The sequence below is a fragment of the Sphingomonas sp. genome (genome assembly GCF_036387595.1).
Classification (GTDB): Bacteria; Pseudomonadota; Alphaproteobacteria; order Sphingomonadales; family Sphingomonadaceae; genus Sphingomonas.
Window position 1 is genome coordinate 120,265 of the sequence record NZ_DASVTL010000122.1, and the last position, 24,785, is coordinate 145,049.

The following is a 24,785-nucleotide window of genomic DNA, read 5'->3' on the forward strand; positions in this document are numbered from 1 at the left end:
CTGTCAGCGCCGCACCGCCGGAGGACATACCGATCCCGCGGGATCGGTCGCCAGCCGCAGGTCGGCGATGGCGATCGAAAGTGGTCCCGTCGCGGTCAGTGCGAGAGGCGTGTCGACCTGTGCCACGTTCATGCCCGCGTCGCGCAGGCATTTCAGGGGCACGCGCACCGTCCGCCATCCAGCGCCCGCCGCAAACAAGGCGGTCGCATCCACCGAACCTGTACCTGTGGACAGGGTGACGCGCGCCGTGGGTGCGCGTTCGACGCGATATTGCATCTGGAGCATGATGTCCGCGTTGGTTTCGCGCGTCAGATCGAGCGAGGGTCCGGCGATGCGCACACTCGCCTCGCCGGTCGCCGGCCAGTCCAGCCGTACCGCGCCTTCCTGCGTCTGTGGGCCATCGACCGCCTGCCGTGCGACGCGGCTGCCGGGTGCGAAGGCGAAGGGCGCGGGCACGCGGCCCTTGGCGAAGAACAGGCTGGTGTTGGCCAGGCTGGCGTCGACGCCGGCCACCTCGGCGAGTTTGGGCACTTTTCCGGGCCGTGCGTAGCTGAGGCCATAGCCGAATGCGAACAGCGGCGCGTAGTCGGCTCCGCCGCGGTTGAGCATGAACTGGCCCGCCGTCCGCGGCCAGCTGAACGACAAACTGCCGGCAAAATCGCGACGCGGCTTGCCGTTGCGGTCACCCACCAGCACGTCGGCCACGCCGCCGCCCTGGCTGCCCGGCAACCAGGCTGCGACGAACGCGTCCGACTGGTTCAGTTCGGGGTTCACCCAGAGCGGTCGGCCCGAGAGGAAGACGGACACCGTCGGAATGCCCGCCGTCTTGAACCGGCGGAGCAGCGCCAGTGCTTCCTTGTCGCCCGCCTGAAACTCCAGCGTGCGAACGTCGCCGCGCATCTCGGCATAGGGCATCTCGCCGAACACGACGACCGCCACGTCGGGCTTGCGGGTGAAGCGGCCATCCAGGCTCAGCGTCGCGCTGCCGCCGCCCTCCGCCAGGGCTTCGGCGATGCCGGCGTAGATCGACTGACCTGCCGGGAAATCCTTGTTGGTGTTACCGTCGCCCTGCCAGCTGAGCGTCCAGCCGCCCGATTGCAAGCCGATGTCGTCGGCATGGCTGCCCGCGACGAGCACGTTCGCAGTCGCCTTCAGCGGCAGGATGCCGTCATTCTTGAGCAGGACGAGCGATTTCGCCACCGCTTCGCGCGCCAGCGCGCGGTGTTCGGGAGCGCCGATCACACCTGAGCGGTTCGTCCAGGGACGCGCGGTATCGAACAGCCCAAGCCGTGCCTTCACGCGCAGGATGCGCCGCACCGCATCGTCGATCCGGGCCATCGGCATGGTTCCGGCCCGCGCCTGCGCAAGGGTGGTGTCGTACAGCCCGCGCCAGCTGTCGGGGGCCATCGCCATGTCCAGCCCGGCGTTGAAGGCTGCGGCGCAATCGGTCTTGGTGCAGCCCGTCACCTGCGCATGCCCGTCCCAATCGCCGATGACGAAGCCGTCGAAGCCCATCTGCTTCTTCAGTACCGCGGTCAGCAGCGAGGCATTGCCGTGCATCTTGGCACCCTGCCACGAACTGAATGAGGCCATCACCGTCATCACGCCCGCCTCTATCGCGGGCGGATAGCCGGCGGCGTGGATGTCGATCAGCGTCCGTTCGGCGACGTCGGCGTCGCCCTGGTCGATGCCGTCCTTCGTGCCGCCGTCACCGAGGAAATGCTTGGCGCTCGCCGCGACATGGCCGTTCTGGATACGGCCGGCGCCCGCGTCGCCCTGCAACCCCTCGACCATCGCGGCCGCATAGGAGCGGACGACTGCGGGGTCTTCGGAATAGCCCTCATAGGTGCGGCCCCAGCGGTCGTCCTGCGGCACCGTCAGCGTCGGCCCGAAAGCCCAGTCGATCCCCGCCGCCGCGGTTTCGCGCGCGGTCGCCTCTCCGATGCGGCGGATCAGCGCGGGATCACGCGCCGCGCCCAGGCCGATGTTGTGCGGGAAGATCGTCGCGCCGACGATGTTGTTGTTGCCGTGGACCGCGTCGATGCCGAACAGCAGCGGGATCGCACGCCCCTTGCGCGCGTCCGCCGCCACATCTGCGAAGGCGCGTGCGGTCGCGGCCCAATCGGGGCCGGGCGAGCGATCGGGCTTGCCGATCGGTGGCGAACTGCCGCCCGCCAAAATCGAGCCGAGCGGATAGCGGCGCAGATCCTCGGGCTTGATCGCGCCGATATCGGCCTGGATCATCTGCCCGATCTTTTCCTCCAGCGTCATGCCGGCCATGATGCGGGTGACGCGCGCCTCGGTCTCCGGCACGACCAGCCCGCGGCTGGCGGCTTTTGGCCAGAGCGCAGGCGTTGCGACCCCGCGCCCGGACGCGGGCGGATCGCCCTGGCCCGACGCTGCGGTCGCGAGCAGCATCGCCGCCGTCGCAAGAAAGGTCGCACGCACCTTCATATCGGTTCCTTTGCCATTCGGTCTGCCGGAGGCGTCTGCGCCTGCGCGGAGAAAATCATCGCCAGCCGGCATCGACGAAATAATCGTGGCCGGTGCACATCCGCGCATCGTCCGATGCCAGGAACAGCGCCAGAGCGGCGACATCGTGCGGCTGGACGCGGGTCTTCAGGCATTGCGCCGCGATGATCTCCGCCTCGCCCTCGGGCGTGTACCAGCGCAATTGGCGCGGTGTCTCGACGTTGCCGGGGACGATGGTGTTCACCCGGATGCCGTCTCCGCCCAGATCGCGGGCGAGCGCGCGGGTCATCCCCTCGATCGCGGCTTTTGCGGTCTGATAGAGAACCAGGTCGGGTAACCCTAGATGCCAGGAGATGGAGCCGAAGTTCAGGATCGCGCCCGATCGCTGGGCGCGCATGGTCGGGATCACTGCCTGCGCCGCGAAGAACAGGTGGCGCAGGTTCACTGCCATCCTGTCTTCCCAATAGGCCGGCGTCACGTCGGCAGGGGTGTGGCGATCGTCGCTGGCGGCGTTGTTGACGAGTACGTCGATGCCGCCGAGCGCCGCCTCCATCTGCGCGAACGCAGCCGCCAGCGCGTCCAGATCGCGCAGATCGACGGGGAGGAACATCGGAGCCACGGTGGCGCCCGATGACATCCGATCAACGAGCGCGCGCGACGGCGCCTCCGCCACGTCGACGAACGCGACCCGCGATCCTTGCGCGACGAACGCCTCGACCAAGGCTGCCCCGATGCCAGAGCCTCCCCCGGTGACGATGACCCGCTTGCCCGCCAGGCTGGGATAGACAGCCCGATCGGCCGATGCTTCGCGATCCATCATCCTATGCCCCCTTAAGTCCGCGTGCGGCGAGTTGGCGCAGCGTGGCGCCGATGCCAATCGTCCACGGTGCGGCGTCGCGCGACGTGGTTACCTGGTTGACCAGCGTGCCCAGCGCTGCGCTGGCGATGGTGACGATATCGCCGGGTTTGTGGGTGAAGCCGCGGCCGGGGTCGTCGCGATCCTGTGTGGGGGCGAACAGCGTGCCGAGGAACAGCACGAAGCCGTCGGGATATTGATGCTCGCTCAGCGTCTGGCGCACGAGGTCGAGCGGATCGCGGCTGATCTGGCGCATCGAACTGCGGCCGTGGAGGACATAATCGTCCTCGCCCTCGATCTTCAGCGACACCTCGGCGGCGCGCACGTCCTCCATCGTGAAGCCGTCGTCGAACAGCCGCACGAACGGGCCGAGCGCGCAGGATGCGTTATTGTCCTTGGCCTTGCCGAGGAGCAACGCCGAGCGCCCCTCGAAATCGCGCAGATTGACGTCATTGCCGAGCGTCGCCCCGACCGGCGTGCCGCTTGCGTCAAGCAGGAGGACGACCTCCGGTTCTGGGTTGTTCCAGGTGGAATCGGATCGCACGCCGACCTGCTGCCCCCAGCCGACCGTCGAGAGGACGGGCGCCTTGGTGAACACCTCCGCATCGGGGCCGATCGCGACCTCCAGATATTGCGACCACATCGCCTCTTCGATCAGCACCGCCTTCAGCGAAGCGGCCTCGGGAGAGCCGGGTGTCACCGCGCGGATACCGCCGCCGATCCGCTCCTCCAGCCGGGTGCGCAGTGCCGCCGCGGCGCCCGCATCGCCGCGCGCACGCTCCTCGATCACGCGCTCTACCGCCGACATCGCGAAGGTGACCCCGGCCCCCTTGACGCATTGAAAGTCGATCGGGGTCAGCAGGCGCGGCGTGGCGGCGGCGTCGCCGGTCGCCAGGTCCAGAGCATCCAGCGGCCCGGCGTCGCGCCCCGCGGTGCCGTCGAGCGCGCCGGCATCGACGAGCAGCGAGACGGTGGGGGCGATGCCGGCCATGTCGTACACCTGCCCGCCCTGGATGATGACGGGGCAGGGGCCTTCGCCGAAGTCGATCCGACCCAGCAGCCGAGCGTCGCGCCAATCAGCGGGCAAGTGCGATCCCGCGTCGAATTGAAGGGTGCCGGCCATGTGTTTTCCTCGCCTGTTAGCGCTACCGTATCCGGCCCGGACGGCTAGTCAAGCCGGTGCCGTCAGCGCAGTTCGGGGAAAATCTGCTCCACGGCATCCTGCAGATCGCGGGTGCCCAGCGCGAGATCGAGCTGGTCGAGCAGGCGCCGGATTAGCAGGGCACGATGCGGGCCGATCCCGGCGATCGCCTCCAGCGGCGGCAGGTCCGGGTCGGCGACGCGGTCGGCCACATCGCCGAGCGTTTTCAGGCCCGCCTCCACCAATCGTGCGCGCAGCCCCGCGGGAAGCGCCGACTGGCGGACCGGCAGGTCGCGGCCGTCGGCAAGCGATCCGGCCGATCGAAGCCGCGTGAACCCTGCCTTCTCGCGCTTGAGCGCGCGCCGGATATGCGACAGCTGGCTCGACGTCAGCGCAAGGGTGCGGCCGATGTGCCGGTAGGAGCAGCCCGCCGCGCGCAGCACCCGCGCCTCCTCCAGATTTTGCGCGGCCTGGCTCAGCATGGCGCGGGGAAGGGCCGGCTGACGAAGCGCGATCCCGCCATGCCGAAGCGCCATGGTTCGGCAGCGGCCTTGGTGATGCCGATGCGTGGGCCGGTGACGATCGCCGGTTCGCATGCGCGTGGGGCAAGCGCGAAGGGGGACCGATCGACGGGCAGGCCGTCCATCGCGCCCGTGACGCCCAGCGCCGCACACAGCCGCCCCGGCCCCGAACACAGCAGCCGCGGATCGTCGGTGCCGCGTCGCGCCGCCATTATGCCCAGCCCGACGCGCGGCTCGATCGCGCGGATCAGGACTGCGGCGGCGACCTCCCGCCCACCGACGATGTTCATGCACCAGTGCAGGCCATAGATTCGATACACGTATATGAGGCCCGCCGCCCCGAACATCGTCGCGTTGCGCGCACGCTGCCCGGCGAAGCTGTGCGAGGCGGCGTCGCCGGCGTGATAGGCCTCGGTTTCGACGATGACGCCGCCGACGCCATCGACGGTGAGCATGCAGCCGATCAGCGCGCGCGCGAGATCGACGACGGGTCGATCGTAGAAGGCCGGGTCCATCGCGCCCGTCAGGTCATCGCCTTCAGCGGCACCGATGTGTCCGCCAGCAGTGCCGGGTCGATCACCCGCCGATCGACCACCAGAGCGCGGCCCTGTACGTAATCGCGGGTGGCGTTCACGCAGTCGAGCGCGCGGACTTGCCCCTGTTTGAGGTAGATGACCGAGAAGCTGCGCGTCGCCGGATCGCCGCGCACGACGGTGGCATCATGCCCGATCGACAGGCCGACCGTCTGCAGTTTCAGATCATATTGGTGCGACCAGAACCAGGGCACCGCGTCATAATCCTCCGCCGCGCCCGTTTGCGCCTTGGCGACGACATTGGCCTGATCGTTGGCGTTCTGCACCGATTCCAGCCGGATCGTCGCGCCATCGGCAAAGCTGTTGGCATGGGCGGCGCAGTCGCCGATCGCATAGACGTCGGGCAGCGTGGTGCGGCACTGCGCATCCACGTCCACGCCGTTGGTGCCCGCCGCCCCCGCGGCGATCAGGGGCGCCACCGCGGGGATGATGCCGATGCCGACGATCACCATTTCGCATGCCAGCACGTGGCCATCCGCCAGCCGCACGCCGCACGCGGCCCCGCCGCGTTCCTCGATACAGTCGACGGTGACGCCAGTGCGCAGATCGACGCCGTGCGCACGGTGTTCCGCCTCGTAGAAGCGCGACAGCGCCTCTCCCGCGACCCGCGCCAGAACGCGGTCCTGCGCCTCCAGCACGGTGACGTGCTTGCTGAGCTTGGTCAGCACCGCTGCTGCCTCCAGGCCGATATAACCGCCGCCGATCACCACGATGCGGGTGACATCGGGAAGTTCGGCGATCATCCGATCGACATCGGCCCGGTTGCGGACGCCATGTACCCCGGTGAGGTCGTGCCCCGAACACACCAGCCGCCGCGGCGCCCCCCCGGTCGCCCAGACGAGCGTGCCGTAGTCGATCCGGCCGTCGTCGCCGAGCGTCACCTGATGCGCGACCGGATCGACCGTGACGATCGTGCGCCCGAGCAGCAATGCCACGTCGCGCTCCCCCCAGAAACGCGCCGGGCGGATCAGCAGCCGTTCGAACGGCTTGTCGCCCGCCAGATAACCCTTCGACAGCGGCGGCCGTTCATAGGGCGGGTCCGCCTCGTCGCCGAGCAAGGCTATGCTGCCCTGGTAGCCCCGCTGGCGCAACGCGATCGCCGATTGCGCGCCGGCATGGCCCGCGCCGGCGATGAGGATGTCGTAACGGAGCGCGGCAGTGGTCATCCAGATGCTTCCTCCAGCGGTTCACGGCCGCGTTCTACACGCTGACCGTGCAAAAGGAACGGCCATCCGGTCGCTCGGCCGACTGCCATTCAGATGTCATCGTAACCCCATAAAACCGTCGCAGAACGGTCCTAGAGCGGCGAAGCATCGGGCGATATTCCATCGCCGTCGACCGGGTGCATCTATCATGGCCAGTCTGCCGGACCTGCCCCTCTTCGCGCGGCGCGACAGCAGCGCGCAGGCCAGCGCGCGCATCGCCGCGCGCCTGCCCGCGTGGCTGGCCGATCCGGATGACGGCACCGCCGAGGAACAGCCGCCGCGAACCCGCTATCGCACGATCTGGATATCCGACCTGCATCTGGGCACCACCGGCTCCAACGCCGCGATGCTGCTGACCTTCCTGAAGTCGCACGAATGCGAGACCTTGTACCTGGTGGGCGACATCATCGACGGGTGGCGCCTGCGCAAGGGATGGTATTGGCCGCAGTCGCACAACGACGTGATCCGTGCGGTGTTGAAGATGGCCAAGCACGGCACGCGGGTGATCTACATACCCGGCAACCACGACGAACATTTCCGCGACTATGTGGGCCTGGAGTTCGGCGGGATCGAATTGCTCGCCGAAGACGTCCACGTCACCGCCGACGGACGCCGCCTGCTCGTGATCCACGGCGACCAGTTCGACAACGTCATGCTCTATGCCCGGTGGCTCGCGTTTCTGGGCGACCGTGCCTACACGATGTTGCTGCGCAGTAACGGCACCGTAAACTGGGTGCGTCGCCGCCTGGGTCTGCCCTATTGGTCGCTCGCCGCGCACATGAAGAAGCGCGTCAAGAATGCGGTGCAGTTCATCTCCCGCTACGAGGAGGTGGTCGCCCACGCCGCCGCCGAACGCCGCGTCGACGGCGTCGTCTGCGGCCATATCCACTCGCCCGAAATCCGCCGCTTCGGCGACATCACCTATTACAACGACGGCGATTGGGTGGAGAGCTGCACCGCGTTGGTGGAGGACGCCGCCGGCGCGATGTCGCTGATCGATTGGGCCGAGCACATGCGTGCGGAGCGCCGACATGAGCGCACGGCACCGCGGCTGGTCGCCAGCGCAGAGCCGGTTCCCGCATGAGAATCGCGCTGGTCAGCGATGCCTGGGCGCCGCAGGTGAACGGCGTCGTGCGCACGCTGACGGCCACCGTCTCGCACCTGCGCGCGCTGGGGCACCGGGTCGAGACGGTCACGCCCGATGCGTTCCGGACGGTCGCGTGCCCAAGCTATCCCGAGGTTCGGCTGGCGCTCGGGGCAGGACGCGTGTTGCGGGCGCGGCTGGCGGCGTTCGATCCCGACACGATCCATATCGCCACCGAAGGGCCGCTCGGCTGGGCGGCGCGGAGCTGGTGCATCGACCAGGAACTCGCGTTCACGACGTCGTTCCACACCCGCTTTCCCGATTATCTGGCGGTGCGGACCCATCTGCCCGCGCGGATGTTCTGGGCGCCGCTGCGCCGGTTCCATGCGGCAGCCGCGCGCGTTCTGGTGGCGACGGGGACGCTTGAGGACGAACTGCGCGGCCGTGGTCTCGATCGGCTTCACAGGTGGTCGCGCGGGGTGGATCTGTCGCTTTTTCACCCCGATGGCCCGCGTCTGCCAGCTCTCGACGGCGTGCCAGGGCCGATCGCACTCCATGTGGGTCGATTGGCACCGGAGAAGAACATCGAAGCCTTCCTGAGCCTCGACACCCCCGGCACGAAGGTCGTGGTCGGACACGGCCCGGCCCGTGCTACGTTGCAGCGCAGATTTCCCGAGGCCGTCTTTCTGGGGGCGCTTCATGGGGAGGCGCTCGCCGCCGCCTATCGCAGTGCCGACGTATTCGTCTTTCCCAGCCGCACCGACACCTTCGGGCTGGTGATGGCGGAGGCCATGGCATGCGGCACGCCGGTCGCGGCCCTGTCGGTGGCCGGGCCGCTCGACGTCATCGGCGATCCCCGCGGCGGCGCCCTGGACGACGACCTCGGCCGCGCGATCGAGCGGGCTTTGCAGCTCGACCGCGCGGCGTGCGCGCACGTCGGACGCGGGTTCGATTGGGCGGCGTGCACGCGACAGTTCCTTGCGGGTCTTCAGCCTGTGCGCGATCGGATCGCGAGTCGCGTTCCTGCTTAGCGACGACGACCGACTTTGGCCGTTCGCACGCATCTTTTCCCGTGGCTCCAGAAGCTATCGCTGTCTTCGATCCGTCATGGCGGTGACATCGTCGAGTCTTCCCTCTGCAACGGCCACGCCGCATTTGGCCGCCAAAAGCCTCGAAGCGGCGGCAGGGACCGGCCGGGGGGAAATCAGATGACGGCGTTCGATTCGGCTTGCGGCTATGACGATGGGGATATCGACACCAACCGGTCGGTGACGCCGCACCTGAACGATCTGGTGGCGACGCGCTATTCACGCCGTCAGACGCTGATGGGCGGATTGTCGGCGATGACCACCGCGGTGTTCGGCAGCGCGCTGCTCGCCGGCTGTGGCGACGACGACGACGGCAACGCCGCCGACCTGAGCGTCACCGCCAGTGCATCCGGGATGGCCGCTTCAGGGCGGGTCGTCACGCTCACCGGCTCGGTGTCGGGCGGTACATCGGACAGCGTCGGCTGGGCGCAGGTCAGCGGCCCTTCGGTGACGCTGACGGGTGCCGCGACCAATGTCGCGACCTTCATCGCGCCGAGCGTCGCGACCGGCACCGCCTTGGCGTTCCGCTTCACTGCGCTTTCACGGGGCGCGCCGGCATCGGCGACGGTCGAGGTCACCGTCGGCGCGGCGAGCCTGGGCTTCACCGCAATCCCCAAGAGCCTGGCCGATACGGTCGCGGTCCCCGCCGGGTACAGCGTTACCACCCTTTACCGCCTGGGCGATCCGATCGCCGCGGGCGTCACCGCTTATGCCAACACCGGCGCGGACGGCGATTTCGCGCGTCGCGCCGGTGACCACCATGACGGGATGAGCTATTTCGGCCTGGCAGCCACCGGCAACGCGCCCGATCGCACCAGCAGCACGCGCGGGCTGCTGGTGCTCAATCACGAGAACATCACGATCGCGTATCTGCATCCCAACGGCCCGACCAACTTCACCGCCGCCGGCCCGCGGCCCGAAGCGGAGGCGCTGAAGGAGATCGAGGCGCACGGCGTTTCGGTGGTCGAGGTGACCCGTACCGGCAATGCATGGAGCTATGTTCAGGCATCCGCGCTCAACCGCCGCATCACCCCGCGCACGCCGATGACTTTCAGCGGCCCGGTCCGCGGCGATGCGCTGCTGCGCACTGCCTTCTCGCCGGACGGCACCGCCGGGCGTGGCACGATCAACAATTGCGCCAACGGCACGATGCCGTGGCAGACGTATCTGACCAACGAGGAGAATTGGGCCGGATACTTCCGCCGCGACACCGGCGATGCGGCGGTGCGGACCGCGGCCGGGCAGGCACGCCAGAACGCGTCGCACGCCCGTTACGGCATCCGTGAGGCGAACAGAGGCAATTACTTCTGGAGCACGGTGACCCCGGCGGCCGCGACCGACACGACCTTCCGCCGCTGGAACATCACTGCCGACGCGACGCTGTCGGCCGACGGCACCGCCGATTTCCGCAACGAAGCCTTCCAATATGGCTGGGTCGTGGAGATCGATCCCTTCGACCCGGCGTCCACGCCGCGCAAGCGCACCGCGCTCGGCCGGATGAACCACGAAGGCTGCGAAATCGGCCGGACGATTGCCGGGGTCCGCCCCGCCTTCTACATGGGTGACGACGCGCAGAACGAATATATCTACAAGTTCGTCTCGGCGACGCCCTGGGTTGCCGCGGACGCAGCGCGTGCCGACCGGCTGGCCGTTGGCGACAAATATCTGGACGCGGGCACGCTCTACGTCGCGCGGTTCGGCGCGGACGGCAGCGGGCAGTGGCTGCCGCTGGTGTTCGGACAGGGTCCGCTGACGAGCGCAAACGGCTTCACCAGCCAGGCCGACGTGCTCATCAACGCCCGCCTGGCCGGCGACGCCCTGCAGGCCACGCGGATGGATCGGCCGGAGTGGACCGCGGTCAATCCGGCCACGGGCGAGATGTATTGCACGCTGACCAACAACGCCTCGCGCACCGTCGCGGGCGTCGATGCGCCCAATCCGCGCGCCTATGTCGATCCCAAGGTCGACGGCCGCGCGGCGGGCACCGGCAACGTCAATGGCCATGTCATCCGTTTGCGTGAGGCGGGCGACACGTCGGAGGCGACCGGCTTTACCTGGGACATCTACGCGTTCGGCGCAGGCAGCGACCTCGATCCCGCCAACATCAACCTGTCGGGGCTGGACGCCACCAACGACTTCTCCTCGCCCGACGGCCTGTGGTTCGGCCTGCCCAGCAACGCATCGGGCCAGGTGACGCCGGTGATGTGGATACAGACCGACGACGGTTCCTATACCGACGTCACCAATTGCATGATGCTGGCCGCCATTCCGGGCATCGTCGGCGACGGCGGCACCCGCACCGTGACCAACACGATCGGCGCCGCAACAGGCAGCGCGACGACGCGGATCGGCAAGGCACCGGGCGCGACGCTGCGCCGGTTCCTGGTCGGGCCGAAGGAGTGCGAGATCACCGGCATCTATTCGACGCCCGACGGCCGCTCGCTCTTCGTCAACATCCAGCATCCGGGCGAGGGCGGGAACCCCGCGAACATCACCAGCAACTGGCCCGCGAACCAGGGCGGCGTCGCGGCAGCCGGATCGCGGCCGCGATCGGCGACCATCGTCATCACCAAGGACGACGGCGGCGTGGTCGGGCTTTAAGCGTCCGTTCCCCCCTTAGCGCCGCTTCGTCCGCGACGCGCCGCGAGGGGCAGGGCACGCCGCGCCGCCCGCCGGGGCGCGAGTGTTGGCACATCGGCCGATAGTGGGTAACGAGGCACGCATCGAACCTGGAGGATGCGTGGACAACGCGGGCCGGCGCATGCCGATCACATCGACATCGGCCGACATTCTGGACGGACCGGGCGAGGTGCGTACCATGATGCGCGCGCATGACTGGTCAGCATCGCCGCTCGGCCCCCCGGAAAGCTGGCCGCAGAGCCTAAAGACCGTCGTGCGCATCATGCTGTCGTCGCGCTATGCGATGTGGATGTTGTGGGGGCCGGAGCTGACCTTCCTCTGCAACGATGCCTATCGCCCGACGCTGGGGGTCAAGCGCAACTGGCTCGGCGCGCGTTCCGACAAGGTCTGGGAAGAGATCTGGCACGATATCGGCCCGCGCATCGAACGCGTGTTCGAGACCGGCGAGGCGACGTGGGACGAGGGGCTGCTGCTGTTCCTCGAACGCAGCGGCTTTCGCGAGGAAACCTACCACACGTTCTCATATTCACCGCTGGCGGACGATGACGGCGCGATCGTGGGCATGTTGTGCGTCGTGACCGAAGTGACCGAGCGGGTCATCGGCGAGCGGCGGTTGCGCGTGCTGCGCGACCTGGGCCTTCGCACGGCCGAGGCGCGCACCGTCGATGCGCTCTGGACGGCGGTGCGCGGGTGTCTGGCCGCCGATCCGTGCGATCTGCCGCTTACCCTGACCTATCTGCGCGAGGGCGACGCACATGTGCTGGCGGCGGCTACCGGCATCGAGGCCGGCCATGCCGCCGCGCCGGAGCGTGATCCCGAAGCCGTCTGGTCGCTGGAGGCCGGGGCGATGCTGATCGACGATCTGCCTTTGCGGTTCGACACACTGCCGGCCGGCCCTTGGGAATTGCCACCTGCACAGGCGCTGATCGTGCCGATCCCCGCGCAGGGGCAGGAGGAGCCGGTCGGCATGTTCATCGCCGGGCTGAACCCCTATCGCCCGCTCGACGCGGAATATCGCGGCTTCATCGACCTGTTCGTGGGCCAGATCGCGGCGGGGCTGGCCAGCGCGACCGCGAACGAAGCGGAGCGGCGCCGCGCGGAAGCGCTGGCCGAGATAGACCGTGCGAAGACCAACTTCTTTTCCAACGTCAGCCACGAGTTCCGCACGCCCCTGACGCTGATGATCGGGCCGCTCGAGGACGCGCTGGGGGATGCCGCGCCGCTCTCCGCGGAACAGCGCGAGCGGATCGACATCGCGCATCGCAACAGCCTGCGCCTGCTTCGCCTGGTCAACGGCCTGCTCGAATTTTCGCGGATGGAGGCAGGCCGGGTCCAGGCCAGTTTCCGGGTCACTGACGTCGCGATGCTGACCGCCGATCTCGCCTCCTCGTTCCGAGCGGCGACCGATCGTGCCGGCCTGACGCTGGAGGTGGATTGTCCGCCGCTTGCAGAAGCGCCGTATGTCGATCGCGACGTGTGGGAGACGATCGTCCTCAACCTGCTGTCCAACGCGTTCAAATTCACCTTCACTGGCGGCATTGCGGTGGTGGTCCGGGCCGACGCGGGTGCGGTTCGGCTGGAGGTGCGCGACACCGGGACCGGCATCCCCGCCGACGAACTACCGCGCCTGTTCGAACGCTTTCACCGGGTCGAAGGCGCGCAAGGGCGATCGTTCGAGGGCAGCGGCATCGGACTGGCGCTGGTGCAGGAACTGGTCAAGCAACATGGCGGCGACATGGCAGTCGACAGCGTGGTCGGGGCCGGCACCCGCTTTGTCGTGACGATCCCGCTGGGCGCCGCCCATCTGCCTGCCGATCGGCTGGCTCGGGACGACGAAGACCTGGTAGCGACCGAGCGCGCGCGCGCGTTCGTCGAGGAAGCCCTGCGCTGGCTGCCGGCAGATGGCGCCCCAGCGACGCTCGATGCGGTCAGCACAGAATCCCCGGGGGCGGGCGCGCGCATCGTCCTGGCCGACGACAACGCCGATCTGCGCGACTATGTCGCCCGGCTTTTGCGTCATCACGGCTATGTGGTGGAGACGGTCGGCGACGGGATCGACGCGCTGGCCGCAATCCGGCGCTCCCGCCCCGATCTCGTCATGAGCGACGTGATGATGCCACGCCTGGACGGGCTGGGTCTTCTGCACGCGATCCGTCGCGAGACGGCTTTGCGTGGCTTGCCGGTGATCCTGCTGTCCGCACGCGCCGGGGAGGACGCGAAGGTCGAGGGGCTGGAAGCGGGTGCCGACGATTATCTCGCCAAGCCCTTCTCGGCGCGCGAACTGGTCGCGCGGGTGAGCACCAATCTCGAACTGGCCAGGGTACGGCGCGAGATGATGGACGCGCTGGCAGAAAGCGAGGCGCGCTTCCGCAACATGGCCGATCATGCGCCGGTGATGATGTGGGTCACCGAAGCGGACGGCCAATGCACCTACCTCAATCGCGCCTGGTACGAATTCACCGGGCAGAGCGAGGCGGAGGCGCTGGGCCTGGGCTGGATCGACGCGACCCATCCGGATGACAAGGACCGCGCCGAACGCGTCTTCCTGGATGCCAATGCGGATGAGGCGCCGTTCCGGCTCGAATATCGCCTGCGTCGGACCGATGGCGCGTATCGCTGGGCGATCGACGCCGCCAGTCCGCGCTACGGCAGCGACGGCGCGTTTCTCGGTTATATCGGATCAGTGATCGACATCACCGACCGCAAGAGCAACGAAGACCTGCTGGCCCTGCGAGTCGCCGAGGAAATGGCGGCGCGCGAGGAGGCCGAAGAGGCGTTGCGCCAGGCGCAGAAGATGGAGGCGGTGGGCCAATTGACCGGCGGCATCGCGCACGATTTCAACAATCTGCTGACGATCATCACCGGCAATATCGACATCGCGCGCCGCAGCCTGGGCAGCGATGCGACCTCGCGCGCCGGCCGCGCGATGGACAATGCGCAAAAGGGTGCCGATCGTGCCGCCGCTCTCACGCAGCGGCTGCTCGCCTTCTCACGCCGCCAGCCACTGGCACCCAAACCGCTGGACGTGGACAAATTGGTCGGCGGCATGGCCGATCTGCTCCACCGCGCACTGGGCGAGCTGGTGCAGCTGGAGATCGTTACCAACCCGGGGCTCTGGCGCGTCGAAGCCGATGCCAACCAGCTGGAGAATGCGATTCTCAATCTGGCGGTCAACGCGCGCGATGCGATGGTCGAGGGTGGAACGCTGACGATCGAGACCGCTAACGCGCGGCTGGACGAACATTATGGCGCCGCACATGCGGAGGTCGCTCCGGGCAATTACACCGTGATCGCGGTGACCGACACGGGCGTCGGCATGACCCGCGAGACGCTGGCACGCGTGTTCGAACCGTTCTTCACGACCAAGGAAGTGGGCAAGGGGACCGGACTGGGCCTCAGCCAGGTCTATGGCTTCGTCAAACAGTCTGGCGGCCATGTGAAGGTGTATTCCGAACCCGGCGACGGCACCACGGTGAAACTCTATCTGCCGCGACTGATGAGCGAAGCCGACACCGACGACCAGCCGCATCACGACGGCGCCGATCGCAGTGCACGCGGGCAGACGATCCTGGTGGTCGAGGACGACGAGGATGTCCGCGCCTATACTGTCGAGATCCTGCGCGAACTGGGCTATAGCATCATTCAGGCGCATGATGGCCCGTCCGCGCTGGTCACGATCGAGCGCGAAAGCGGCGCGATCGACCTGCTGTTCACCGACGTGGTGATGCCGGGAATGAGCGGTCGCGAACTGGCGGACCACGCGCGCGCGCTGCGGCCTGCGCTCAAGGTGCTCTACACCTCGGGCTATACGCGCAACGCGATCGTCCACGGCGGACGGCTGGACAAGGGCGTCGAGATGATCGCCAAGCCCTTCACCTTCAAGGCCCTGGCGGAGAAGATCGCCGACGTGCTGGCGGCGGGATCGAGCGGTCGGCTGATCGTGGTCGAGGACGATCCCAACGTGCGCATGTTCGCGGTCGAGGCGCTGGTAGGCGCGGGCTATGCGGTGGACGAGGCCGCGACCGGGTCCGAGGCACTTAATCGCATTCGCGCGTCGCGGGGGCGCTATGACGCGGTGGTGCTCGACATCCGCCTGCCCGATGGCCGCGGTACATCGCTGGCCGCCGAATTGCGCGCGCTCCACGCCGACCTGCCGATCCTGATCGCCACCGGTGAGCACGAGACCGACGCCCGCGTCCGTTTCGCCAACGATCGCTGCGTCTCGGTGATCGGCAAGCCCTATAATGCAGCAATGCTCACGTCTGCGCTGGAGACGCTTGGGGTGCGATGCGCGGGGAAGGCCCGCGGTGCCGGTTAAGGCGCGTCAGCCGGCGAGAAAAGCAGCTGTGCCGTGCGCTCGTGTTCAGGAGATATGATGACGAAAATCCACGACACCGCCGATACGCCGCAATGGCAAAGGCTGGCCGGCGCCGCCATTGGCGGAGGGGAAGCCCGCATGACCCGGCACCAGATCACCCGCGTCCGCCACGAAACCCGCCGTCGGACGCTCACCGTCGACCGGATCGAGGATGTGACCCCGGGAATGCGGCGCATTCACTTCACCTGCGCCGATCTGGCCGATTTCGCCAGCGCCGGCTTTGACGATCACGTCAAGATGTTCATCCCCGGCCCCGTGGCACCCGGCGAGCGCGGCATGATGCGCGATTTCACCCCGCGCCGATTCGACCAGGCGGCAGGCACGATCGCGATCGACTATGCGCTTCACGATGCCGGACCCGCCGTCGCCTGGGCGATTGCGGCCAGGCCCGGCGATAGTCTGGAGATCGGCGGCCCGCGCGGCTCGGCCATCATCGCCGACGATTTCGACTGGTATTGGTTCATCGGTGACGCAACCGCGCTGCCCGCGATCGGTCGTCGGCTGGAGGAACTGCGCGACGGCGTTCCCGCCGTCAGCTTCGTCCTGGTCGACAGCCCCGCAGAGGCGCAGGAGATCGTCACGCAAACGGATTGGACACCGCATTGGGTCGTGCGTTCGGGGAGCGATGATGCGGCCAATCTCATCGCCGCGACCGCCGACGTGCCGCTACCGCGCGGCGACGGTTTCATATGGATCGCTGCCGAGGCGGGGGTAGCGCGGGCGGTGCGCACCGCGATCGAGGCACGCGGCCATCCGCGCGCTTGGCTGAAGGCGTCGGGCTATTGGCAGCGTGGCGACGAAGGGGTCCACGTCAAGATCGAGGACTGACGCTTATCGACGTGATCTAGGCGAGCTCTTCGCCCGGCAGCGTCTCGGTGTCGATCTGCGCCTGCATCGCCGCTGCATAGCGTCCGCCGCGTATCGTTCCGGGTGCGAAGATCACGTCGATTTGCACCAGCGTCTCGGGATCAAGTGTGATGTGTGCGGCGGCGACGTCCTCTTCCAGATGCGCGATGCTGCGCGTGCCGGGGATGGGTATGACGTGCGCGCCGCGCGACAAGACCCAGGCGAGCGACAGTTGCGCAGGGGTCAGCCCGAGGTGGGCGGCCAGGGCATCGTAAGCGTCCACAGCACGACGATTGTGCGCCAGATTCGGCTCGGTGAAGCGCGGCATCGCGGCGCGGATGTCGTGCGCAGCATAATCCGCCTGCCGCACCGCACCCGCCAACAGCCCGCGCGCGACCGGCGAGAAGGCGACGAACGCTGCGCCGATCTCACGGCACGTCTCCAGCACCGCGACTTCCGGATTGCGCACGACCGGCGAATATTCGCTCTGCACCGCCGCGATCGGGTGAACGGCATGCGCGCGGCGGATCGTGGCGGCGGACATTTCGGACAGGCCGATCGCGCCGATCTTGCCCTGCTCCTTCAACCGCACCAGCGCGCCGACCGACTCCTCGACCGGCACCCGCTTGTCGAGCCGGTGGAGATAGACGAGATCGACATGATCGGTGCCCAGCCGCCCCAGCGACCCTTCGACCGTCCGCGTGATCGCGTCCGGCGAGCCATCGAGCGAGCGCTTGCCATCGACGAAATCGAGCACGCATTTGGTCGTCAGCGTGAATTCGGAACGTCGGTGCATCACCGCGCCCGCGATCAGTCGTTCGTTCTCCCCCAGTCCATATAGCGCCGCGGTGTCGAGCAGGGTAATGCCCAGGTCGAGTGCCCGGTTGAGCAGCGCGGCCGCATCCTCTATCGACGGCGGCGTGCCATAGGCGTGGTTGAGGTTCATGCAGCCGAGTCCGATCGAGGACACGGTGTACGGCCCGAGGGCGCGGGTGGGGAGCTTGGTCATGGCGATCGGATACAGCCCCTAAAGCGGCAATCCCACGTAATTTTCGGCGATGACGGTCTGCATCGCCGCCGATTGTGCGACGTAATCCAGCTCGGCGATCTGCATCCGCCGCTCGAACGCGCCATCCTCGGGAAAACGGTGCATCAGCTTGGTCAGATACCAGCTGAACCGCTCCGCCTTCCATATCCGCGCCAGTGCCTTGGCCTCATAGCCCGTCAGCAGCGTCTCGTCGCCGCGCGCGTAATGCGCGATCAGCGCCGTCGAGAGGTAGGCGATGTCCGACGCCGCCAGGTTCAGCCCCTTCGCGCCGGTCGGCGGTACGATATGCGCGGCATCGCCCGCCAGGAACAGCCGCCCGTGGCGCATCGTCTCGAAGACGTAGGAACGCAGCGGCGCGATCGAGATTTCCAGCGGGTCGCCGCGCACCACCGCACGCTGCGCCAGGGGGGCGAAGCGCGCCTCCAATTCGTCCCACAACCGCGTCGCGGGCCAGTCCTCGACCCGTTCGGTCGTCGGCACCTGGATGTAATAGCGGCTGCGCGTCGGCGAGCGCATCGAGGCGAGGGCAAATCCCTTCGCGCCATTGGCGTAGATCAATTCGTCGTGGCACGGCGGCACATCGGCCAGAATGCCGAGCCAGCCGAACGGATAGACCCGCTCGAACTCGCGAACCCGCGCGGCCGGGATCGCCTTGCGCGACGGGCCGTGGAAGCCGTCGCACCCGGCGATGAAGTCCGCGTCGATACGCTGGAGCGCACCGTCCTTTGCGTAGGTGACGAACGGCGCGTCGCCGTCGACGTCGTGGAGTGCGACCTCGCTCGCTTCGAAAACGATGTCGAGATCGCGCGATGGTGCCGCGGCGATCAGATCGCGCGTCACCTCGGTCTGGCCGTAGACGGTGACGTGGCGCCCGGTCAGCTTGGTCACGTCGACCCGGATCAGCGCCTCGTCATTCGCTAGGTTGAAGCCTGATTCGATCAGCCCCTCGGCATCCAGCCGCTCGGCCAGCCCCAGCCGCCGCAGCAGGTCGGTCGTCACCGTCTCCAGCACGCCCGCGCGGATGCGGCTTTCGACGCGGGCGCGCGTCTGCCGCTCGACTACGACGCACGCGATGCCCTCCGCACGCAGCAGATGCCCGAGCAGCAGCCCGGCCGGGCCGGCCCCGATGATCGCGACAGACGTCCTCATAAATCCTCCCCGGCCCGGGGAGGGGGACCAGCGAAGCTGGTGGAGGGGGTACGCCACGGGCGACCCGCCCGCGGAGGCCCCCCTCCGTCACGCTGCGCGCGCCACCTCCCCGTCCCGGGGAGGATTTCAGCGGCCAAGTTGCACCTCCAGCGCGTCGAGCACGCGGTAGCAGGGCAGAACCTGCGCGACCGAACTGTTCGGCTCGCGCCCCTCGCGGATGGCGGCGATGAACTCGCGGTCCTGCAATTCGATGCCGTTGTTCGACACGGTGACGCCGGTCAGGTCGACCGGTTCCTCCTTGCCGGTGACGAGATCGTCGTAGCGCGCGATCCAGGTGCCGGTGTCGCAGATATAGCGAAAGAAAGTGCCCAGCGGCCCGTCGTTGTTGAAGCTGAGCGACAAGGTGCAGATCGCGCCGCTCTGTGCTTTCAGCTGGATCGACAGGTCCATCGCGATGCCGAGTTCGGGGTGGATCGGCCCTTGCAGCGCGTTGGCGGCGACGATCGGCCCTGCCTGATAGGCGAACAGATCGACGGTATGCGCGGCGTGATGCCAGAGCAGATGGTCGGTCCACGACCGCGCCTCGCCCTTGGCGTTCATGTTCTTGCGCCGGAAGAAATAGGTCTGGACGTCCATCTGCTGGATCGCCGCCTCGCCGCCCGTGAACTTGGCGTGCAGATACTGGTGGCTCGGATTGAACCGCCGCGTGTGGCCGACCATGCAGGTCAGCCCGGTCGCCTGCGCCTTTGCCAGCACGGCTTCGGCATCGGCAAGGCTGTCGGCGAGCGGGATCTCGACCTGGACGTGCTTGCCTGCGTCCATGCACTGGATCGCCTGGGCAGCGTGCATCTGCGTCGGCGTGCACAGGATCACCGCGTCGACATCGTCGCGCGCCAGCGTTTCGGCCAGATCGGTGGTGACGTGGCCGATACCGTATTTCTGCGCGACCGCCTGCGTCGGCTCCAGCCGTCGGCCGACCAGGCTCGTCACCTGAACACCGTCGATCAACTTCAATCCGTCGAGGTGCTTTTCCCCGAACGCGCCGGCACCGGCGAGGGCGATTCTCATGGCTAAACTCCCTCTCCCCGCTGGCGGGGAGAGGGTCGGGGAGAGGGGCAGTCTCTCGATCCCGACCCTGTGGTTTGAGGTTGATGGACTGCCCCTCTCCCAACCCTCTCCGCGGAGGGGAGAGGGCTTTGTTTACGCCGGCCGCAACACGATATGGCCGACCGCGGTGTTGCTGGCGGGGACGTGGTAGAAGCGATGCAGTTCCGCCGCCGCTTCCCCCATCGCGCCGCGCATGATGAGCCACATGACCAGCTCGATCCCCTCGCTGCCCGCCTCGCGCAGATAGTCGATATGCGGCATGTGGCGCAGCGCCTGCGGGTTCGCGGTCATCCAGTCGAGGAACCGGGTGTCCCAGGGCGTGTTTATCAGCCCGGCGCGCGGCCCCTGCAACTGATGGCTCATGCCGCCGGTGCCCCAGACCTGCACATTCAGATCCTCGTCATAGCTTGCGACGGCGCGCGCGATCGCCTCGCCCAGCGCCCAGCAGCGATTGCCCGACGGCGGCGGATAGGTGACGACGTTGACCGCGAGCGGAATGACCCGGCACGGCCACGCCGCGACCTGCCCGAACATCAGCGACAGCGGCACGGTCAGCCCGTGATCGACGTCCATCTGGTTGATGATCGTCATGTCGAATTCGTCGAGGATGCAGCTTTGCGCGATATGCCACGCCAAATCGGGATGCCCCTCGACAACCGGCACCGGCCGCGGCCCCCAGCCTTCGTCGGCGGGCCTGAATTCCTCGCCGCAGCCGATCGCGAAGGTCGGGATCAGGTTCGCGTCGAAGGCCGAGGCATGATCGTTGTAGACCAGGATCACGACGTCGGGCTTTTCCTCCGCCTCGAAGCGCTTGACCCAGTCATAGCCTGCGAACACCGGCGCCCAATAGGGTTCGGCGGTCTTGCCATTGTCGAGCGCCGCGCCGACCGCGGGGATGTGGCTCGATGCGATGCCGGCGGTGATGCGCGCCATCAGCGGGGCTCCTCTGGTGGCACGGGCGTGTTGGTGATCTCGCCGGCGATATCGGCGACCGCTGCCATCGCCTTCAGCGAGCGAAGCCCCTCGGGCGATCGGCCGCCGGCGACCATCATCGCCTGATAATCCTCCGGTGCCATGCCGGTCATCGTGCCGACCGCCTGGAGGAAGCTCTGTCCGTCGGTCGAGAACAATTTGGCCAGGAAATAGATGTTGCCGCCCTCGTCGAGCAACTGGTTGTAATCGCGGCGCAGCACACCGTCGCGCTGGGCGGGGGTCAGCTTCCACTCGTCCAGATACGATGGCTCGTCGGCCTTGAACCGCGACCGATTGTCCGCCTTCATCAGGCTCATCGCGAACTGGTTGAGCCAATAGCCCTTGCGTGCCCGCTTGGCGGTATAGACGCGCGTGCCCGGAATATCGTCGAACTCCGCCAGATAGGCGTGGATGTCGCGTACAGGGTTCACAGCCCGCGCTCCTTCAGTCTGGCGTCCAGCCGGGGAAACACGCGCCGCGCATTCCCTTCGAAGATCGCGTGCTTGTCGGCATCGGGCACGGAAAGCGCATCGACGTATCGTTTCGTATCGTCGAAATACTGCCCCGTCTGCGGGTCGATGCCGCGTACCGCGCCCACCATCTCGCTCCCGAAAAGGATGTTCTTGGTGTCGATCACTTCTGCGAGCAGGTCGATGCCGGGCTGGTGATAGACGCAGGTGTCGAAATACACGTTGTTCATCACGTGCGTGGCCAGATCGGGCTGCTTGAGCATGTCCGCCAGACCACGGTAGCGCCCCCAGTGATAGGGCACCGCACCACCGCCGTGCGGGATGATGAAGCGCAAGGTTGGAAAATCGCGGAACAGATCGCCCTGGATCAGTTGCATGAAGGCGATCGTGTCGGCGGCAATGTAGAAGGCGCCGGTCGCGTGCAGCGCCGGGTTGCAGCTCCCCGACACGTGAATCATCGCCGGCACGTCCAGCTCGACCATCTTCTCGTAGAACGGATACCAGTAACGATCGGTCAGCGACGGCGCAGTAAAATGCCCGCCGCCGGGATCGGGGTTCAGGTTGCAGCCGATGAAGCCCAGATCGTTCACACAGCGGTCGAGTTCGGCGATCGACCCGGCCAGATCCGCCGCCGGACTTTGCGGCAGCATGCACACGCCGGCGAACGTCTCGGGATATAGCGCGCAGACGCGGGCGATCAGGTCGTTCGATGCGCGCGCCCAGGCGATGCTCACGCCCTCGTCGCCGATATGGTGCCCCATCGTCGAGGCGCGGGGCGAGAAGATCGTCATGTCCGCGCCGCGTTCCCGGAGCAGCTTCAGCTGGTTCGCCTCGATCGTCTCGCGGATTTCGTCGTCGGAGATCGCCGGGTAGGGCGGGGGCGCCTCGCCGGCCTTAAACGCCGCTTTCTGCGCGTCGCGCCACGCATCATGCTGCGGCGGGGCGGTGGTGTAATGGCCGTGGCAGTCGATTATCATCGTCATGCGGCGCGCGCCTTTTCGTGGATCGGGAGAAGGGCGCCGAGCTTGGCGGCCAGGCCATCGGGCGGCGTCAGCTCCAGGGCACCGATCGCCCGCTGGCGCGCGATCGTGGCCCGCGCCATCGCCGATCCGGTGCCGAGCGCCTCGAGCGTGGCGACGACTTCCTCCATTTCGGCGGCGCGACGCAAGCCGTGGACCATCATCCGATCGAGATTATAGTCGGCGCGAGCCTGCCAGCCCGGTGACGGAGAACTGGCATCGAGCGAGGCGATCACCGCCTCTGTGACTCCCGCGGCCTCGGCGGCAAGCAGACATTCGGCGGTCAGCGCCTCGACACCCTTGACCATGACCGAGCGTATCATCTTGATCGACGATGCCGCGCCTACGGGGCCGTCGACGACCGACACGTCGTGAAAGCCGATGTCTTTCAATGCGCGCGCGCCCTCGGCGGCATGTGGCCCGCTGACCAGCAACGGCACGCCCATCCGCTTGGGATGGACCGGTGCCATCACCGCGACATCGACATAGCGCCCGCCGGGTGCCTCGATTGCCGCAGCGGCCGCGCGCTTGGTCTCGGGCGCGACGCTGTTCATGTCGAACCACAAGGTGCCGGTCGCGATCGACTTCGCCCCGGCCTGTGCAGCTGCAAGCGCCTGATCGGCGGTGACGAGCGAGAGCACTGCTTGCGCACCGCTCAGGGCATCGGCTGCACTGTCGCAGGCGGTGACGCCTGCGGCGGCGAAATCGGCGAGCTTGGCCGCACGCGTCTGGGCGTCGTCGGTCTTGCTGTCATATCCCTGAGCCGGCACGTCGCCCGCAAAGGCCGCGCCAGCTTCCCCGAATCCGATGAAGGCCAGCGTGACTGCCATGCAAATCGCGTAAGATCGGGCGAGGCGTGCGCGCAAATCCAATCGCCGAACGGATATTCGATTTTCGGAACTATCCCGCGGAACCGGATAGCGGACCCGGGCGTGCAAACTGTTCGAGCAGCGCGATGAAGCGGGCTTGCGCCGCCGTCGGGCGCCAGCCGATCCGCGTCGTGATCCCGATCGTCCGCACCCCGTGTGCCAGCGGTCGTCCGATCGTCGTCAGCAGTCCGCCGGCCACTTCCAGCGCGACCTGATCCGGCGAGAGGAGGGTCAGCAGGTCGGTGTCGCGCAGCACGCCGCGGATCACCATCACCGATCCGCACTCGATCGGTGCCGCCGGCGCCGGCCGCCCGGCGAAGAGCGTGTCCCACTGCGCCCGCAGCGGTGTATCCACCTGTCCGACGACCCAGCCATATTCCGCGAAATCGTCCAGCGTCGGTTCGACGATCGCCGCCAGCGGATGCCCGACACGCGCGATGATCACCAGCCGGTCCTCGAACAACGCGCGCTGTTCCAGGCCCGGCGGAGGCTCGTCGCGCAGCGCGCCCACCATCAGGTCGATGATGCCGTCGCGCAGCGGCTCGACCAGTTCGCGCCACGATCCTTCTGCCACGTCGATCACCGCGCGCGGCGTGCTGCCGACGAACGCCGCTATGGCGCGCGGCAGCAACAGCGCGCGCGATAGCGGCATCGCGCCGATCGCCATCCGCCCCGCCTGCTGGTCGCTGCCGAGTTCCGCGATCCCCGCGCCGATCTCCCGCGCCGCCAGCCGGACGCCGCGGGCCAGCCGCCGGCCGGCTGCGGTCAGCACCACCCCGCGCCCGCGCCGCTCGGCAATCGCGACGCCGCATATCTGTTCCAGATCGCGCACCGCACGGTGGAGCGCGGGCTGCGACACACCTGTCGCCACCGCCGCCGCGGCGAAGCTCCCGGCGTCGGCGAGCGCCAGAAACGCTTGCAACTGGCTTGCGGTCATCAGCATTTCGGGAAGCGCGAAGCCGCGCCCCGTGCGCCGCGCCGCGCCGCGCGTCGCCGTGGTCAGATGCGCGAAGGCTGCGGTGGCCCGTTCGGCAAGCGCCAGACCCGCAGCGGTCGCGCTGACTCCGTCGGATCGGCGGTCGAACAGGATCGTGCCCAATTGCCGCTCCAGCTTGGCCAGCCCCTGGGTCAACGCCGGCTGCGAAAGGTTCACCGCCTGTGCCGCGGCGCTCATGTTGCCGCGTTCGACGATTGCCGAAAGCGCGCGCAAATGGCGCAGATTGAGCGAATAGGGGCCTGGCGTCATGGACTGATGATAGCAAAAACTTATCGCCTTCACACGATTGTGATTGGTGCCGTCGGGCGCCATCCTCCAATCGCGGCGCGA

The 24,785-nt window shown here is 67.8% G+C and carries 19 protein-coding genes; 5 read left to right on the forward strand and 14 right to left on the reverse strand.

What is annotated here, in order from left to right; translation table 11 throughout:
* Positions 1–3 precede the first annotated feature (3 nt).
* The 6 genes from VF643_RS15900 to VF643_RS15925 form a co-directional block, all read right to left on the reverse strand.
* Positions 4–2,454, reverse strand: a complete 2,451-nt coding sequence (locus VF643_RS15900; protein WP_331044358.1) for a glycoside hydrolase family 3 protein — start codon at positions 2,452–2,454, stop codon at positions 4–6.
* Positions 2,455–2,509: 55 nt separating this feature from the next.
* Complete coding sequence (locus VF643_RS15905; RefSeq protein WP_331044359.1) at positions 2,510–3,292, reverse strand: SDR family oxidoreductase; 783 nt, start codon at positions 3,290–3,292, stop codon at positions 2,510–2,512.
* 1 nt (position 3,293) lies between these two features.
* The gene (locus tag VF643_RS15910; protein WP_331044360.1) at positions 3,294–4,451 is read right to left on the reverse strand and encodes a fumarylacetoacetate hydrolase family protein; all 1,158 of its coding nucleotides are present in this window, start codon (positions 4,449–4,451) and stop codon (positions 3,294–3,296) included.
* A 62-nt stretch (positions 4,452–4,513) separates the two neighbouring features.
* Positions 4,514–4,951 carry a hypothetical protein gene (locus VF643_RS15915; RefSeq protein WP_331044361.1) on the reverse strand — a complete coding sequence of 146 codons (438 nt, stop codon included), beginning with the start codon at positions 4,949–4,951 and terminating at the stop codon, positions 4,514–4,516.
* The gene (locus VF643_RS15920) at positions 4,945–5,505 is read right to left on the reverse strand and encodes a DNA-3-methyladenine glycosylase (RefSeq protein WP_331044362.1); all 561 of its coding nucleotides are present in this window, start codon (positions 5,503–5,505) and stop codon (positions 4,945–4,947) included. Before VF643_RS15920 ends, VF643_RS15915 begins: the two co-directional genes overlap by 7 nt.
* Before the next feature lie 8 nt (positions 5,506–5,513).
* Positions 5,514–6,749, reverse strand: a complete 1,236-nt coding sequence (locus VF643_RS15925) for an NAD(P)/FAD-dependent oxidoreductase (RefSeq protein ID WP_331044363.1) — start codon at positions 6,747–6,749, stop codon at positions 5,514–5,516.
* Positions 6,750–6,936: 187 nt separating this feature from the next.
* On the opposite strand from VF643_RS15925, the gene VF643_RS15930 reads away from it, so the two are divergent.
* From VF643_RS15930 to VF643_RS15950, 5 genes are all read left to right on the forward strand, one after another.
* Positions 6,937–7,872, forward strand: coding sequence for a UDP-2,3-diacylglucosamine diphosphatase (locus tag VF643_RS15930; protein ID WP_331044364.1), 936 nt, complete (start codon positions 6,937–6,939; stop codon positions 7,870–7,872).
* Positions 7,869–8,903, forward strand: coding sequence for a glycosyltransferase family 1 protein (locus tag VF643_RS15935; RefSeq protein WP_331044365.1), 1,035 nt, complete (start codon positions 7,869–7,871; stop codon positions 8,901–8,903). The genes VF643_RS15930 and VF643_RS15935 overlap by 4 nt, the downstream gene beginning before the upstream one ends.
* Positions 8,904–9,080: 177 nt before the next feature.
* Positions 9,081–11,561 carry a PhoX family protein gene (locus VF643_RS15940; protein ID WP_331044366.1) on the forward strand — a complete coding sequence of 827 codons (2,481 nt, stop codon included), beginning with the start codon at positions 9,081–9,083 and terminating at the stop codon, positions 11,559–11,561.
* Between the two features lie 160 nt (positions 11,562–11,721).
* Positions 11,722–15,918 (forward strand): response regulator, encoded by a 4,197-nt coding sequence (locus VF643_RS15945; protein WP_331044367.1) that lies wholly within the window; start codon positions 11,722–11,724, stop codon positions 15,916–15,918.
* Between the two features lie 54 nt (positions 15,919–15,972).
* Positions 15,973–16,806 (forward strand): siderophore-interacting protein, encoded by an 834-nt coding sequence (locus VF643_RS15950; RefSeq protein WP_331044368.1) that lies wholly within the window; start codon positions 15,973–15,975, stop codon positions 16,804–16,806.
* Positions 16,807–16,822: 16 nt separating this feature from the next.
* On the opposite strand, the gene VF643_RS15955 is transcribed toward VF643_RS15950, so the two are convergent.
* From VF643_RS15955 to VF643_RS15990, 8 genes are all read right to left on the reverse strand, one after another.
* Positions 16,823–17,833: an aldo/keto reductase gene (locus tag VF643_RS15955; protein ID WP_331044369.1), complete on the reverse strand. Its 1,011-nt coding sequence runs from the start codon at positions 17,831–17,833 to the stop codon at positions 16,823–16,825.
* A gap of 18 nt (positions 17,834–17,851) precedes the next feature.
* Positions 17,852–19,021, reverse strand: a complete 1,170-nt coding sequence (gene pobA, locus VF643_RS15960) for a 4-hydroxybenzoate 3-monooxygenase (RefSeq protein WP_331044370.1) — start codon at positions 19,019–19,021, stop codon at positions 17,852–17,854.
* A 126-nt stretch (positions 19,022–19,147) separates the two neighbouring features.
* Positions 19,148–20,089, reverse strand: a complete 942-nt coding sequence (locus tag VF643_RS15965) for a Gfo/Idh/MocA family oxidoreductase (RefSeq protein ID WP_331044371.1) — start codon at positions 20,087–20,089, stop codon at positions 19,148–19,150.
* Positions 20,090–20,221: 132 nt separating this feature from the next.
* Complete coding sequence (locus tag VF643_RS15970; RefSeq protein WP_331044372.1) at positions 20,222–21,061, reverse strand: class III extradiol dioxygenase subunit beta; 840 nt, start codon at positions 21,059–21,061, stop codon at positions 20,222–20,224.
* Positions 21,061–21,531, reverse strand: coding sequence for a protocatechuate 4,5-dioxygenase subunit alpha (gene ligA / locus VF643_RS15975; protein ID WP_331044373.1), 471 nt, complete (start codon positions 21,529–21,531; stop codon positions 21,061–21,063). The genes VF643_RS15970 and ligA overlap by 1 nt, the downstream gene beginning before the upstream one ends.
* Positions 21,528–22,553, reverse strand: coding sequence for an amidohydrolase family protein (locus VF643_RS15980; protein ID WP_331044374.1), 1,026 nt, complete (start codon positions 22,551–22,553; stop codon positions 21,528–21,530). The genes ligA and VF643_RS15980 overlap by 4 nt, the downstream gene beginning before the upstream one ends.
* Positions 22,550–23,419, reverse strand: a complete 870-nt coding sequence (locus VF643_RS15985; protein WP_331044375.1) for a DUF1932 domain-containing protein — start codon at positions 23,417–23,419, stop codon at positions 22,550–22,552. The genes VF643_RS15980 and VF643_RS15985 overlap by 4 nt, the downstream gene beginning before the upstream one ends.
* 70 nt (positions 23,420–23,489) lie before the next feature.
* Positions 23,490–24,704, reverse strand: a complete 1,215-nt coding sequence (locus tag VF643_RS15990) for a LysR family transcriptional regulator (protein WP_331044376.1) — start codon at positions 24,702–24,704, stop codon at positions 23,490–23,492.
* Positions 24,705–24,785 lie beyond the last annotated feature (81 nt).

Excerpts from the sequence above, each read along its gene's own strand:
- VF643_RS15900 (WP_331044358.1), bottom strand. The coding sequence starts at position 2,454 with ATGAAGGTGCGTGCGACCTTTCTTGCGACGGCGGCGATGCTGCTCGCG.
- VF643_RS15905 (WP_331044359.1), bottom strand. The coding sequence starts at position 3,292 with ATGATGGATCGCGAAGCATCGGCCGATCGGGCTGTCTATCCCAGCCTG.
- VF643_RS15910 (WP_331044360.1), bottom strand. The coding sequence starts at position 4,451 with ATGGCCGGCACCCTTCAATTCGACGCGGGATCGCACTTGCCCGCTGAT.
- VF643_RS15915 (WP_331044361.1), bottom strand. The coding sequence starts at position 4,951 with ATGCTGAGCCAGGCCGCGCAAAATCTGGAGGAGGCGCGGGTGCTGCGC.
- VF643_RS15920 (WP_331044362.1), bottom strand. The coding sequence starts at position 5,505 with ATGGACCCGGCCTTCTACGATCGACCCGTCGTCGATCTCGCGCGCGCG.
- VF643_RS15925 (WP_331044363.1), bottom strand. The coding sequence starts at position 6,749 with ATGACCACTGCCGCGCTCCGTTACGACATCCTCATCGCCGGCGCGGGC.
- VF643_RS15930 (WP_331044364.1), top strand. The coding sequence starts at position 6,937 with ATGGCCAGTCTGCCGGACCTGCCCCTCTTCGCGCGGCGCGACAGCAGC.
- VF643_RS15935 (WP_331044365.1), top strand. The coding sequence starts at position 7,869 with ATGAGAATCGCGCTGGTCAGCGATGCCTGGGCGCCGCAGGTGAACGGC.
- VF643_RS15940 (WP_331044366.1), top strand. The coding sequence starts at position 9,081 with ATGACGGCGTTCGATTCGGCTTGCGGCTATGACGATGGGGATATCGAC.
- VF643_RS15945 (WP_331044367.1), top strand. The coding sequence starts at position 11,722 with ATGCCGATCACATCGACATCGGCCGACATTCTGGACGGACCGGGCGAG.
- VF643_RS15950 (WP_331044368.1), top strand. The coding sequence starts at position 15,973 with ATGATGACGAAAATCCACGACACCGCCGATACGCCGCAATGGCAAAGG.
- VF643_RS15955 (WP_331044369.1), bottom strand. The coding sequence starts at position 17,833 with ATGACCAAGCTCCCCACCCGCGCCCTCGGGCCGTACACCGTGTCCTCG.
- pobA (WP_331044370.1), bottom strand. The coding sequence starts at position 19,021 with ATGAGGACGTCTGTCGCGATCATCGGGGCCGGCCCGGCCGGGCTGCTG.
- VF643_RS15965 (WP_331044371.1), bottom strand. The coding sequence starts at position 20,089 with ATGAGAATCGCCCTCGCCGGTGCCGGCGCGTTCGGGGAAAAGCACCTC.
- VF643_RS15970 (WP_331044372.1), bottom strand. The coding sequence starts at position 21,061 with ATGGCGCGCATCACCGCCGGCATCGCATCGAGCCACATCCCCGCGGTC.
- VF643_RS15980 (WP_331044374.1), bottom strand. The coding sequence starts at position 22,553 with ATGACGATGATAATCGACTGCCACGGCCATTACACCACCGCCCCGCCG.
- VF643_RS15985 (WP_331044375.1), bottom strand. The coding sequence starts at position 23,419 with ATGGCAGTCACGCTGGCCTTCATCGGATTCGGGGAAGCTGGCGCGGCC.
- VF643_RS15990 (WP_331044376.1), bottom strand. The coding sequence starts at position 24,704 with ATGACGCCAGGCCCCTATTCGCTCAATCTGCGCCATTTGCGCGCGCTT.